The 12,239-nt window shown below is 63.5% G+C and carries 11 protein-coding genes and 1 pseudogene; 3 read left to right on the plus strand and 9 right to left on the minus strand.

The genetic code is table 11. The annotated features are described in order from the left end of the window. Nucleotides 1–614 precede the first annotated feature (614 nt). The gene (locus ACZYOF_RS06365) at nucleotides 615–2,015 is read left to right on the plus strand and encodes an adenylate/guanylate cyclase domain-containing protein (protein ID WP_463715190.1); all 1,401 of its coding nucleotides are present in this window, start codon (nucleotides 615–617) and stop codon (nucleotides 2,013–2,015) included. 211 nt (nucleotides 2,016–2,226) lie between these two features. Here the strand turns inward: ACZYOF_RS06365 and ACZYOF_RS06370 are convergent. Then, a pseudogene (locus ACZYOF_RS06370) lies at nucleotides 2,227–2,577 on the minus strand (ATP-binding cassette domain-containing protein); the annotation flags it as partial. Continuing rightward, on the minus strand, nucleotides 2,547–3,371 hold the full coding sequence (locus ACZYOF_RS06375; protein WP_463715191.1) for a helix-turn-helix transcriptional regulator: 825 nt from the start codon (nucleotides 3,369–3,371) through the stop codon (nucleotides 2,547–2,549). The pseudogene ACZYOF_RS06370 and the gene ACZYOF_RS06375, both read right to left, overlap by 31 nt. A 91-nt stretch (nucleotides 3,372–3,462) precedes the next feature. Between ACZYOF_RS06375 and ACZYOF_RS06380 the strand changes: the two genes are divergently transcribed. Then, nucleotides 3,463–4,353 (plus strand): SDR family oxidoreductase, encoded by an 891-nt coding sequence (locus ACZYOF_RS06380; protein WP_463715192.1) that lies wholly within the window; start codon nucleotides 3,463–3,465, stop codon nucleotides 4,351–4,353. 91 nt (nucleotides 4,354–4,444) lie between these two features. On the opposite strand, the gene ACZYOF_RS06385 is transcribed toward ACZYOF_RS06380, so the two are convergent. The 7 genes from ACZYOF_RS06385 to ACZYOF_RS06415 all read right to left on the minus strand — a co-directional run bounded on the left by ACZYOF_RS06385 (nucleotide 4,445) and on the right by ACZYOF_RS06415 (nucleotide 10,683). Beyond that, nucleotides 4,445–5,158, minus strand: coding sequence for an ABC transporter ATP-binding protein (locus ACZYOF_RS06385; RefSeq protein WP_463715193.1), 714 nt, complete (start codon nucleotides 5,156–5,158; stop codon nucleotides 4,445–4,447). After that, nucleotides 5,151–5,930: an ABC transporter ATP-binding protein gene (locus tag ACZYOF_RS06390; protein ID WP_463715194.1), complete on the minus strand. Its 780-nt coding sequence runs from the start codon at nucleotides 5,928–5,930 to the stop codon at nucleotides 5,151–5,153. The genes ACZYOF_RS06385 and ACZYOF_RS06390 overlap by 8 nt, the downstream gene beginning before the upstream one ends. Then, nucleotides 5,923–6,870, minus strand: a complete 948-nt coding sequence (locus tag ACZYOF_RS06395) for a branched-chain amino acid ABC transporter permease (RefSeq protein ID WP_463715195.1) — start codon at nucleotides 6,868–6,870, stop codon at nucleotides 5,923–5,925. Before ACZYOF_RS06395 ends, ACZYOF_RS06390 begins: the two co-directional genes overlap by 8 nt. Further along, the gene (locus ACZYOF_RS06400; RefSeq protein ID WP_463715196.1) at nucleotides 6,867–7,784 is read right to left on the minus strand and encodes a branched-chain amino acid ABC transporter permease; all 918 of its coding nucleotides are present in this window, start codon (nucleotides 7,782–7,784) and stop codon (nucleotides 6,867–6,869) included. The genes ACZYOF_RS06395 and ACZYOF_RS06400 overlap by 4 nt, the downstream gene beginning before the upstream one ends. Before the next feature lie 224 nt (nucleotides 7,785–8,008). After that, nucleotides 8,009–9,181, minus strand: coding sequence for an ABC transporter substrate-binding protein (locus tag ACZYOF_RS06405; RefSeq protein ID WP_463715197.1), 1,173 nt, complete (start codon nucleotides 9,179–9,181; stop codon nucleotides 8,009–8,011). 291 nt (nucleotides 9,182–9,472) lie between these two features. Continuing rightward, the gene (locus ACZYOF_RS06410) at nucleotides 9,473–10,363 is read right to left on the minus strand and encodes a sigma-70 family RNA polymerase sigma factor (RefSeq protein WP_463715198.1); all 891 of its coding nucleotides are present in this window, start codon (nucleotides 10,361–10,363) and stop codon (nucleotides 9,473–9,475) included. Next, a complete protein-coding gene (locus tag ACZYOF_RS06415; RefSeq protein WP_463715199.1) occupies nucleotides 10,360–10,683 on the minus strand; it encodes a hypothetical protein in 324 nt (107 codons plus the stop codon). The genes ACZYOF_RS06410 and ACZYOF_RS06415 overlap by 4 nt, the downstream gene beginning before the upstream one ends. Before the next feature lie 256 nt (nucleotides 10,684–10,939). On the opposite strand from ACZYOF_RS06415, the gene ACZYOF_RS06420 reads away from it, so the two are divergent. Next, on the plus strand, nucleotides 10,940–12,214 hold the full coding sequence (locus ACZYOF_RS06420) for an NAD(P)/FAD-dependent oxidoreductase (protein ID WP_463715200.1): 1,275 nt from the start codon (nucleotides 10,940–10,942) through the stop codon (nucleotides 12,212–12,214). Nucleotides 12,215–12,239: the final 25 nt, after the last annotated feature.

The following is a 12,239-nucleotide window of genomic DNA, read 5'->3' on the forward strand; positions in this document are numbered from 1 at the left end:
TTTTGTCGCACCCAAAGCGTCCACATCGTCATTGCGGGGCGATGCGACAGCATCGAGCCCGGAATCCATTTCACCACAGGCGCTTGCGGCCCAATGGATTCCGGGCTTGCATGCTTCGCACGCATCCCGGAATGACGGCGAAGTTTGCGGCGAGCGACGGCGCAAGGCGTCACCCACTATCATAGTCGCAAGCGAACGCCGGGCTATGCTTCGTCATCAATTCGGCCGTGGGCCCATTAGCGCAGAGCTACAACCGTGGGCCTCACCGGCTGCCAGTGCGATCCAGACCGGCAGGCGTTGATACCGACCAAATCGAGGTGTCGATCATCTGGACAGCTTCGTCACCGTTCGCCCTTGTCATGCTTTAGCGGCCAAGCGGACATCAACCGATCGGTACACCCGGCTCACTCGGTCGAAAATGACCCGGAACGGACCTCCCGCGATGCCTGGTTGATGCGCTGCCGAGCATACAGCTGACATCCATTTTCGCGAGTAGGTCGATGTCCTCAGCCTGAGCTGATGACCTGAAACTCATGTATCACTACACTGATTGTTGGTTGCGGCTGCTGATGTCCGTTACTGTGCTGCGGCCGCCCAATCGAAGGAGACCGCCCGTGACCACGCTTGTCGAGCACCTCGACTTGCCCGCCGCGCTCCCCGCGCGCAGTCGGCGCGACACCGAAACTGATACCGTTCAGTTTGCGCAGGCTGCGCTCGCAGCGGCTAAGCAGGAGGGCCTGCGGCTGGCGGTGCGGGCGCGCTATGTCGCGCTTGCCGTAATCGCCTGCCTGTTGCCGATTATCAACCCGGCATGGGAGCAGCTATATTATGTGGCTCTGCTGGGCCTGTTCGCGCTAATCGGCTGGGCTCAGGCCAGAGTCGGGCGGGTCGGCGTGTCGAGGCCGGAGCTTGCGCTGTTGTTCTGCGACCTCGCGCTGCTGACGTTCGTCATCGTGGGACCGAATCCCCTCGGCTCCGGACACTGGCCGGCGGCGATGCAACTCCATTTCGGCAACTTCATCTATTTTTTCGTGCTCCTATCGGGCGCCACGCTGGCCTATTCCTGGCGAACGGTTATCGCGGTCGGAACGTGGACCTCCGCCCTCTGGATCATCGGCATTGCCTGGGTGTGGTGGCAGCCCGATCGCGATCCCGCGCTGACCGCCCGTATCGCAGCGGCAATCGGCAGCGATCACCGGCTGTTTCAACTGATCTCGCCCAACTCGATCGTGTTCGGCGAGCGCATTCAGGAGATCGTCGTGTTCATGATCGTCGCGGTGACGCTCGCCGTGGCGGTGCGCCGCAGCAATGATCTGTTGATCCGCCATGCCGCGGTGGAGCGCGAACGCGGCAATCTCGCGCGCTACTTCTCGCCGAACGTGGTCGAGGAATTGTCAGGGCATGACGAGCCACTGAAGCAGGTGCGCACGCAAAACGTCGCGGTGCTGTTCGTCGACATCGTCGGCTTCACGGCCTTTGCCGACGCGCGCACGCCGGACGAGGTCGTGCGCACCTTGCGCGAATTCCACGCGCTGATGGAGCAGGAGGTTTTCCGTCACAGCGGCACGCTGGACAAATATCTCGGCGACGGGCTGATGGCGACCTTCGGCACGCCGTTCGTCGGAAAGGCCGACGCCATTAACGCGCTACGCTGTGCGCAGGCGATGATGTCGGCGGCGGATCGATGGAACAACCAGCGCAAAGCGGCGGGCGAGACTCCGATCCGCGTCAGTTTTGGCTTGCATTATGGGCCGGTCGTGCTCGGCGACATCGGGCTGACCTGTCTCGAATTTGCGGTGATCGGTTCGACCGTGAACGCCGCAAGCCGGCTCGAAGCCTTGACCCGCGCGCTCGACTGCGCGCTGGTGGCGAGCGACGATCTCGTCAGGCAGGCCAGGACCGAACTCGACAGTGCAGAAGCGGTGTTTCGTCCCCTGATGGCCCAGGCCCCGCAGACCATCCGCGGGCTCGAGCAGCCGATCGCGGTCTGGACGCAGGCACGCGCGGAGGTGTGATAGATCGCGGTGATCGCAACAGGCTTGGCACTTTCGGAGCCTCGGTTTCGCGTGAAGCCAAGCCTACTATCCCAAAGCGTCGTCCGACGAAGGAGTTACGACGCAGTTCGATTTTGTCTGTTCCGCAGATGATTGATCAGCCCAGAGAACAGATGGCTGCTTCTGGCCCATCATTTGGTGCCGCGCGGCAATCGCGGCGCCAAGCCGCGCCTCAAATCCCGAGATACCGGTGCTGCAGATCGGGCTCGGCGACCAGTTGCTCTGACGTGCCGCTCCACACAGTGCGGCCGCGATCGATGATGTAGTGGCGGTCGACGATGCGGGCGAGGTTGCCGACGTTCTTGTCGATCACGAGCACGGATTGGCCGCGCCCTTTCAGCATCGAGAGGCAGCTCCAGATCTCGTCGCGGATAAGCGGGGCAAGGCCTTCGGTGGCCTCATCCAGGATCAGGAGCTTCGGATTGGTCACCAGCGCGCGGCCGATTGCGAGCATCTGCTGCTCGCCGCCGGAGAGCGTGACGCCCATCGCGCCTACTTCGGAAAAGACTTCAGCAGCGCGCGGATCTTGTCCGCGTCCGCGGGCGTTGCAGGATTGTAGATCACCATATTGAGGTCGGGCCGGCCATCGACGGCGAAAGCAGAAAACTCCATCGAGAGCGGTCCCGCGGTGGGATGATGGAGGACTTTCACGCCATCGCCGTGCCCTTGCACGTCGTTGTCACGCCACATTGCCGCGAATTCGGCGCTTGTCGCGGAGAGTTCATCGACCAGCGATTGCACATTGCGCGCCGCACCGGCGCGCGCCACATCCGCGCGGAAGGACGCCACCACATAGCGCGCCACACTTTGCCAGTTGGACTGCGCTGCGCGCACGCGGCTATCGCGGAACATCATGCGCAGAACATTGCGCTGCCCATCCGGCAGTTTGCTGTAGTCGGTGAGGACCGTCGCGGCGGCCCTGTTCCACGCGATCAAATCCCATGTCGCCGTGCGAATAAAAGCGGGACTGTATTCCAGCGTATCGAGCACCCGTTGCAGACGGGGTGAGATACCTTCGGGCGCATGATAGCGGACTTCGGGTGGCCGGCCTAGGCCGAGCAGAAACAGATGTTCGCGCTCCACGTCGGTCAGCATCATGGCTCGGGCAATGCGATCCAGCACGTCGGCCGAGGGTGCTCCGCCGCGCCCCTGCTCCAGCCAAGTGTACCATGTGGCGCTCACATTCGCGCGCTGCGCCACTTCTTCGCGCCGAAGTCCCGGCGTTCGCCGCCGCTTCAGCGGAAAGCCGAATGCCGTAGGATCGAGCTTCGCGCGACGATCCTTGAGATAAGCCCCGAGCGAGTTCGCGTCCGTCATCCTGTTAGCGATTATACCTGTATAATCTCACTACTTTACCCGAATGACGAGCTTAGCAATATCCCGGCATTCCGAACAGGGAGTGCTTCTCATGCGCGTATTCGTCACCGGCGCCGCCGGATTTATCGGCACCGAAACTACAAAAGAACTCATCGCCAACGGGCATCAAGTCGTCGGCCTCGCGCGCTCCGAAGCGAACGTCGAGACGCTCGAGAAACTAGGCGCGGAGGTTCATCGCGGCTCGCTGCAGGACCTGGAAAGCCTGAAGCGCGGCGCAAGGGATTCGGACGGCGTGATCCATCTGGCCTTCATCCATGATTTCTCGAAATTCGCGGAGAATGGCGCGATCGACAAGGCCGCCATCGAAGCAATGGGCGACGTGCTGGCTGGCACGAACAAGCCTTTCATCGTGACCTCGGGAACGGGCCTCATCGCGCCAGGTGTGATGATCACCGAAGATATGCGACGCGATTCAAGCCCGCATGTTCCGCGCGTGTCCGAGCAGGCCGGTTTGGCCTATGCGTCGCGTGGTGTGCGCGCGATGGCAATACGCCTGCCGCAAGTGCATGGCGCCGACGGAAAAGCTGGGTTGATCACTTATCTGCTCGAGCTCGCGCGTCAAAAAGGCGCCGCTGCCTATGTCGGCGAAGGCGCCGAACGCTGGGCAGCGGCGCATAGGCTGGATGTCGCCCGCTTATACCGGCTTGCGTTGGAGAAGGGCGCGGTAGACGGAATTTACCACGCGGTTGGCGAGGAAGGCGTACCCATGCGCCAAGTCATCGAAGTGATCGGCCGCGCGTTGAATGTGCCGGTCGTTTCGATCAAGAAGGAAGAGGCGGCCGATTATTACGGGCCACTGGCAATGTTCGCCGGTTTGGACATGCCGGCCTCCAGCGCTTTGACGCAGCAGCGGTTGGGCTGGACGCCCACTGGGGCTAACTTGATCGCCGACATCGGCCAGCCGGGTTACTTCAAGGTTTGAGCGGGAGGTTGGGCGCGAAGCGGACATCGACTTCAGTGGGTCGCGCAAGCGGGGGACGCGGCCCAGCTCGTCCAGACCGCCAAGCCGTACCTCAAATCCCGAGATAGCGGTGCTGCAGATCGGGCTCGGCGACCAGTTGCTCCGACGTGCCGCTCCACACGGTGCGGCCGCGCTCGATGATGTAATGGCGGTCGGCGATGCGGGCGAGGTTTCCGACGTTCTTGTCGATCACGAGCACGGACTGGCCGCGCCCCTTCAGCATCGAGAGGCAGCTCCAGATCTCGTCGCGGATCAGGGGCGCGAGACCTTCGGTAGCCTCATCAAGAATAAGCAGCTTCGGATTGGTCATCAGCGCGCGGCCGATCGCGAGCATCTGCTGCTCGCCGCCGGAGAGCGTGACGCCCATGTTGCTGCCGCGTTCGGCGAGGCGCGGAAACAGCGCGTGGATCTTTTCCAGCGTCCAGGGATCGGAGCTGCCTTGGCGATTGCCGGAGGCCGCGACCAGGTTTTCGCGCACCGTCAGGTTGGGGAAGATCTGCCGGCCCTCGGGCACCAGGCCGATGCCGAGTTTTGCAATTCTGTAGGACGGCAGGCCGCGCACCTGTTGCCCGGCAAAGCGGATCGCACCTGACCGCGCCGGAGTCAGCCCCATGATGGAGCGGATGGTGGTGGTCTTGCCCATGCCGTTGCGGCCCATCAGCGCGATCATCTCGCCGCGCTTGATCGACAGCGACAGGCCGAACAGCACCTGGCTCAGGCCATAGCAGGTCTCGATCCCTTCGACGTCGAGCAATGTGTCAGCCAATTGGGCCTCCCTGGCGGGTCACCGCATGCTGTTCGCCGAGATAGGCGCGCTTGACCTCTTCATGCCGGCGGATCGCATCCGGGGTGTCGCAGGCAATGACGCGGCCATAGACCAGGACCGTGATGCGGTCGGCGAGCGCGAACACGGCTTCCATGTCGTGCTCGACCAGCACGATGGTGAACTCCTTGCGCAGCTCCTTCAACAACCCGACCATCCGCGCGGATTCGGTGACGCCGAGGCCCGCCATCGGCTCGTCCAGCAGGAGGAGCTGCGGCTTGGTCGCGAGCGCCACCGCGAGTTCGAGCTCACGCTGCTCGCCATGGCTGAGCTCGGAGACCAGGACATCGGCGCGCGATCCGAGCCCGACGCGCTCCAGCGCCGCACGCGCAGTATCGCGCAGATGCTTCTCCTTCCGCGCGTTGCCCCAGAAGCGGAAGGAGTGACCATCATGCGCCTGCGCCGCGAGCGCGACGTTGTCGATGGCGCTGAAATCCTTCAAGAGCGAGGTGATCTGGAACGAGCGCGCCAGCCCGAGCCGGCTTCGCCGGTAGGACGGCAACCCCGTGACATCGCGACCGGCAAAATGGATGGTGCCGGAATTCGGCATCAATTGCCCGGTCAACTGACTGATCAACGTAGTCTTGCCGGCGCCGTTGGGTCCGATGATCGCATGCAGTTCGCCGCGCGGCACTTCGAGCGACAGATTGTCGGTCGCGAGGATGCCGCCGAAACGGCGCACCAGATTGTCGACGCGAAGCAGGGGATCAGCCACGACGCACCCTCCCGAGCAGGCCCATGATGCCACCACGCGCGAACAGGACGATCAAGAGCAAGAGCGGGCCCATGATCAGCGCCCAATATTCGGTGAACTGCGACAGCAATTCTTCCAGCACGAGATAGACGATCGCGCCGATCAACGGGCCGAACAGCGAGCCCATCCCGCCCAGGATCACCATCACCATGAGATCGCCGGACCGCGTCCAGTACATCACGGCCGGGCTGACGAAATCGGTGTTGTTGGCGAGCAGCGCGCCGGCAAGGCCGCAGATGGTGCCCGCGATGACGAAGCAGGTCAGCCGGTAGCGATAGGCCGGAAAACCGATCGCCTGCATGCGCTGCTCGTTGGAGCGCACGCCCTGCACCACCAGGCCGAACCGCGAATTGACGATGCGCCAGATCAGGTAGACGCCGCCGAACAGGCAGGCGAGGCAGAGATAATAGAACTGCGTGCGGTCCGAGAGGTTGATCAGCCCGTCGAAGCTGCTGCGCTTGTAGATGGTCAGGCCGTCGTCACCGCCGTAGCGCGACAGCGCGGAGGCGACGTAATAGGCCATCTGTGCAAAGGCGAGCGTGATCATGATGAAATAGACGCCGCGGGTCCGCAACGATAGCGCGCCGATCACCAGCGCGAACAAAGCGGAGACGGCAAGCGCCACCGGCCACTGGATGAAGCCGGAGCCGATGCCCTCGGCCGCCAGGATGCCGACGGCATAGCCGCCGATGCCGAGATAGGCGGCATGGCCGAAGCTCATCATGCCGCCATAACCCATCATCAGGTTCAGGCTCGAGGCCGCCAGCGCGAAGATGACGATGCGCGTAAACAGCGTCAGGATGAAGATATTGCCTGTAACAGCCGAATAGACCGGCAGCAGCACGAGAGCGGCGCAAACGACCGCCACGACGGCGTTGCTGGCGTTGAGCTTGGACTTCATCGCTTGGCGGCCGGAAACAGCCCCTCCGGCCGCAAGACCAGTACGATCGCCATCACCAGGTAGATCAGCATCGAGGACAAAGCGGGCGCGGCGGTCGAGGCGGCGGCACCGCTCAGCACCATGCGCAGCAAATCCGGCAGGAAGGCGCGGCCGAGCGTGTCGATGATGCCGACGAAGATCGCGGCGAGGAAGGCACCGCGGATCGAGCCGATGCCGCCGATCACGATGATGACGAAGGCGAGGATCAGGATGTTCTCGCCCATGCCGATCTGCACGGTCAGGATTGGCGCCTGCATCAAACCGGCAAGGCCCGCAAGCGCGGCGCCAAGGCCGAACACCAATGTAAACAGCAGCTTGATGTTGATGCCGAGCGCGCCGGCCATCTCGCGATTGGAGGCGCCGGCGCGGATCAACATGCCGATGCGGGTGCGCATCACCACGAGATAAAGCAGCGCGGCGACCAGCAGCGCGACGACGATGATCGAGAGCCGGTAAGCCGGATAGTAGACGCCGGGCAGAAGCTGCACCGGGGTGGTCAGCCATGTCGGCAATGGCAGCGCTAGGCCGGCCGGCCCCCAGATCAGCCGCACCATGTCATTGAAGAACAGGATCAGGCCGAAGGTCGCCAGCACCTGGTCGAGATGGTCGCGGCCATAGAGATGCCTGAGTGCCACGAATTCAAGGGCGATGCCGAGCAGAAGCGTGGCGGCCAGCGCGAGGATCGCGCCGAGCACGAAGCTGCCGGTCCAGCCGACAAAGGTCGCGGCGAAATAGGCGCCCATCATGTACAGCGAACCATGCGCCAGGTTCACGAAATCCATGATGCCGAACACCAGCGTGAGCCCGGCCGCCAGCAGGAACAAGAGCAGGCCGAACTGCAATCCGTTCAGAAGTTGTTCGATCAGAAGGAACATCGGCGACTTATATCAGCCTCACAAACAAAACAGCGGCAGCGCGGAGGCGCCGCCGCCCTGCTCCCTCGCCCCGCACTTGCGGGGTCGAGACGAGCGAAGCTCGCTCTGAGAGGGCCGGGGTGACGGGCTGCCTCCGCGAGCACCGCGCCCGCGGAGAGTCCCCCTCACCCGGATCGCAAGAGCGATCCGACCTCTCCCCGCAAGCGGGGCGAGGTGACTTACCCTCACTTCATCGGACACTTGTCGTGGAACCGGTCCTGGTCGTTCTCGACGATGGTTGCCACCGTCTTCAGCGATAGCTGACCGTCCGCGTCCTTGACCACGTCCTGCAGGTAGAAATTCTGGATCGGGATGTGGTTGTTGCCATATTTGAACGGGCCGCGCAGCGACTTGAAGTTCGCCTTCTCCATCTCCGCCTTCATCGCATCCTTCTTGGTCAGGTCGCTCTTCACCGCGACGACCGCGCTGTTGATGAGCTGGGCGGCGTCATAGGCCTGCGCGCCGTAATAGGTCGGGCGCAGGTTCGCGTATTTCTTGCGGTAATCGGCGACGAAGCGCTTGTTCTCTTCGTTCGGCAGGTCGTTCACCCATTCCTGGGCCCCGGGAATGCCGAGCGCGTTTTCCTTTTGCAGCGGCAAGGACAATTCGTCGATGGTGAAGGCGGTATAGAGCGGGATCTGCTGCTTGATGCCGGCCTGCACATACTGGTTGAGGAACTGCACGCCGGCGGCGCCCGGATAGAACACGAAGATCGACTCGGCCTTCGAGTTGCGCGCCTTGGTCAGCTCGGCGGAGAAATCGAGCTGGCTCGGCCACACCGTATATTCTTCGCCGACCACCTCGCCCTTGAAGGTGCTCTTGACGCCCGCGAGCATGTCCTTACCGGCGGCATAGTTCGGCCCGATCAGGAATACCGATTTCACGCCCTTCTGGTTCATGTAGAGGCCCATGGCGGCGGGCGTCTGGTCATTCTGCCAGGAGGTCGAGAAGACGTAAGGAGAGCAAAGCTCGCCGGCGAGCTGGGACGGACCGGCGTTGGCCGAGATCAGGAAGGTCTTGCTGTCGACGGCGGTCTTCAGCGAGGCCAAGAGCACGTTCGACCAGATGTAGCCGACAATGAAGTCGACCTTATCGGACTGCACCAGTTTCTCGGTCTTCTGCTTGCCGACATCCGGCTTCTGCTGATCGTCCTCATAGATCACCTCGACCGGCTTGCCGTCCATCTTGCGGCCGAGATGGTCGAGCGCCAGCTCGAACGAGTTCCGCATGTCGTTGCCAATGACGGCGGTCGGACCGCTGAAAGTCGAGACAAAGCCGATCTTGATCGTGTCAGCCGCAATCGCGGGCTGCGCCAGCGCCAGCGCGGTCACGCCCGCCAGCCAAAATGACGTTTTCATGTTCACTCCCCTCCTCAACCATTCCAACCGGCCCGCCAGGCGGGTGAACCGTCCGGCGGCGCCATCCGTGCCCCCGTCACTCCCGCTCAGGGTGACGTGTTTTGTGCGCGGAATCCTGACTGGGCAGCAAGCGTGAACCGAAGGCGGCGTTTAGAACCTTCGGCGCATGCTCGCGCCTGATCTGCACCATAATTCGTAAAATGTGAGGCTGGCAAGAATTATAGTGCCGGTTGCCCGGGCAACCATTGTCGCAGTTTTGAGCTGCTGCCGGCCGCCTTTCGCGGCGCCCCACTACACGAGATAGTCCGCGTCCTCGATGACGTAGGACGCGTGGCGGAAATCCCGGATATTCGCGACCCTGTCGGCCCGCCAGTCCAGCAGCACGAAATATTTCGGCCGCGCTGCGCCGGGAGCCGTAGGGTCGAACACCAGGATCGCGGGACGGCCTTCCACAAGCCCCGGCACCAGATGCCAGTCGCTGGCCTTGGCGTAATTGCCGAAATAGCGCGAAACCTCGGCTTTGCCATTGAGCCGGGTCCTGCCGACGAGATCAAGCTTGATGTCGTCGGCGATCATGGCGCGGATGGCGTCGAAATCGCGGGCGTTGAAATGCGTGACATAGGCGGAAAGACGGGCCCGATCGGCGTCCGTCAGCTTCGGCCGCGGCGCGTCGTCGCCTTCTTGCGCGAGCTGGCGCAGCCGGATCCGGCCACGGTGCAGGCTGGCCTTTGCCGCCACCAGGCTCAGGTCCATGATCTCGCAGACTTCCGCCAGCGAATAGCCGAGCACGTCCCTCAGGATCACGCTGCTGCGCTGCGCCACCGGCAGTCGCATGAAAGTGCGCAGGCTGGCGGCGGCGATCTCGCGGCGGGCGATGTCGTCGAGCTCGTCGGCCATCATGTCGACCTCCTCCGCCGACTGGAGCGCGGCCTGCCGATGGCGGCGACGCAGGAAATCGAGCGCGGCGTTGTGCGCTATCCTGAACAGCCAGCCTTCCGGGTTTTGGATCTCCCCAGCCAAAGGAAACGCTTCCACCGCCTTGATCAGCGCATCCTGCAACACGTCCTCACCGTCGATCACCGAACCGACCATGCGGGAGCAGTAGCGGTGCAGCCGCGGCCGCAGCACGACCAGGAGGCTGTCGAGACTCGCGGCCACCGATGCATCGGACACTGGCGTCATTCTCCCTGCTCAGGATCATGCTCCAGCATACGGTAGTTGCCGACCACTTTGGCGCTGCGAACCAGTGGCGGCTCGGCGCAACGGTCGCGAATGCCGCTCTGGAACGCCTTGAACGCGGCGAGCTGCGGCAACGGGCTGGACCCGTCGTCGGATGCGGTCTCCACGACATGGATGAACGTGTCGTCCTCCAGCCGCAGCGTGAGATAGCGCACACCATCGGGCTTTGCCGCCTTCAGTTCCGCAAACACCGCCGCAACCAGTTCGGCGTTCGTATCGGCCATTTCGGGCTTCGCCTTGTACCTGATCAGCCTGGTCGTCATCGTCCTCTCCCTGGTTCGAGCCGCGATGCGGAAGCCATCGCGCATCCCAAGGACGTTTGGCGACGGTCAAAGGATACGGTCCTAGGGAAGAATTTTTGCGCTCCTAGGCGCCGTCGCGGATCACGGCCGCGGCACCACGGAAGGCCTGAGCCATACGTTTTCGCTATCGTGCGATTAGAAAGAAGCGCCTTGGAACAACTGCACAAATGAATACATAATCTACCCGGAGATACCGAGAACCCCGGGGCCATAATCCATGACGACGCCGTCGAAAGATCCGCATCACGTGGTGATCGTCGGCGCAGGCTTTGGTGGCTTGGAGGCGACGTTTGGGCTCGCCGGCGCGCCGGTGAAGATTACCTTGATCGACCGTCGCAATCATCATCTGTTCCAGCCACTGCTTTACCAGGTCGCGACCGCTTCGCTGGCGACCTCCGAGATCGCCTGGCCGATCCGCCACCTCCTGCGCGACCGCCGCGAGGTGACGACACTGTTCGCCAACGTCAACAGCATCGACGCCGAAGGCAAGCGTGTCGTGCTCGATGACGGCGACAGCGTCCCCTATGACACGCTGATCCTCGCGACCGGCGCACGCCACGACTATTTCGGTCACGACGAATGGGAACCGTTCGCACCAGGCCTGAAAACGCTGGAGGATGCCACCACGCTCCGGCGCCGCATCCTCGTCGCCTTCGAGCGCGCCGAGCGCGAGACCGATCCGGCGCGGCGCGCGGCGCTATTGACCTTCGTCATCGTCGGCGCCGGTCCGACCGGCGTCGAAATGGCCGGCACCATCGCCGACCTCGCACGCGACACGCTGGCGCCTGACTTCCGCAACATCGACACCCACAAGACCCGCGTCGTTCTGATCGAGGCGGGCTCGCGGGTGCTCGCAGGCTTTCCCGACGATCTCTCGACCTACGCGCAGCGTTCGCTCGAAAAGCTCGGCGTCGAGGTGATGCTGGGCGCGCCGGTCACCGAATGCGACGCCGACGGCGTGGTCTATGGCGGCAAGAGATTGGAGGCGCGGACCATCATCTGGGCTGCCGGCGTGCGCGCCTCACGGGCCGCCGAATGGCTCAACGCGCCGGCCGACCGCGCCTATCGGCTGCAGGTCAATCCCGACCTCACCGTCCCCGGTCATCCCGACATCTTTGCGATCGGCGATACCATCACGATCTCCGGTCCCGACGGCAAGCCGGTGCCCGGCATCGCACCGGCGGCGAAACAGGAAGGGCGCTACGTCGCGACGCTGATCAGGGCGCGGCTCGAAGGCCGCACGCTGCCGCCATTCCGCTACAAGCACCAGGGCAGTCTCGCCCAGATCGGCAAGCGGCTGGCCGTCATCGATTTCGGCTGGCTCAAGCTGCGCGGCGCCATCGCCTGGTGGATCTGGGGCATCGCCCACATCTACTTCCTTATCGGCATCCGCCACCGCCTCAGCGTCGCGCTGAGCTGGCTCTGGATTCACGCCCGCGACCAGCGCGCGGCCCGGCTGATCACCCAGGGCAGCAGCAAGGTGGCGCGATAGCCTCAACCAAGAAGAACCGCTGGAA

The organism is Bradyrhizobium sp. LeoA1Lang, assembly GCF_055413685.1.

What these genes read in the sequence shown, in the direction of transcription:
- ACZYOF_RS06395 (WP_463715195.1), bottom strand. Translation starts at nt 6,870, where the DNA reads ATGAAGTCCAAGCTCAACGCCAGCAACGCCGTCGTGGCGGTCGTTTGC.
- ACZYOF_RS06380 (WP_463715192.1), top strand. Translation starts at nt 3,463, where the DNA reads ATGCGCGTATTCGTCACCGGCGCCGCCGGATTTATCGGCACCGAAACT.
- ACZYOF_RS06415 (WP_463715199.1), bottom strand. Translation starts at nt 10,683, where the DNA reads ATGACGACCAGGCTGATCAGGTACAAGGCGAAGCCCGAAATGGCCGAT.
- ACZYOF_RS06400 (WP_463715196.1), bottom strand. Translation starts at nt 7,784, where the DNA reads ATGTTCCTTCTGATCGAACAACTTCTGAACGGATTGCAGTTCGGCCTG.
- ACZYOF_RS06410 (WP_463715198.1), bottom strand. Translation starts at nt 10,363, where the DNA reads ATGACGCCAGTGTCCGATGCATCGGTGGCCGCGAGTCTCGACAGCCTC.
- ACZYOF_RS06420 (WP_463715200.1), top strand. Translation starts at nt 10,940, where the DNA reads ATGACGACGCCGTCGAAAGATCCGCATCACGTGGTGATCGTCGGCGCA.
- ACZYOF_RS06375 (WP_463715191.1), bottom strand. Translation starts at nt 3,371, where the DNA reads ATGACGGACGCGAACTCGCTCGGGGCTTATCTCAAGGATCGTCGCGCG.
- ACZYOF_RS06405 (WP_463715197.1), bottom strand. Translation starts at nt 9,181, where the DNA reads ATGAAAACGTCATTTTGGCTGGCGGGCGTGACCGCGCTGGCGCTGGCG.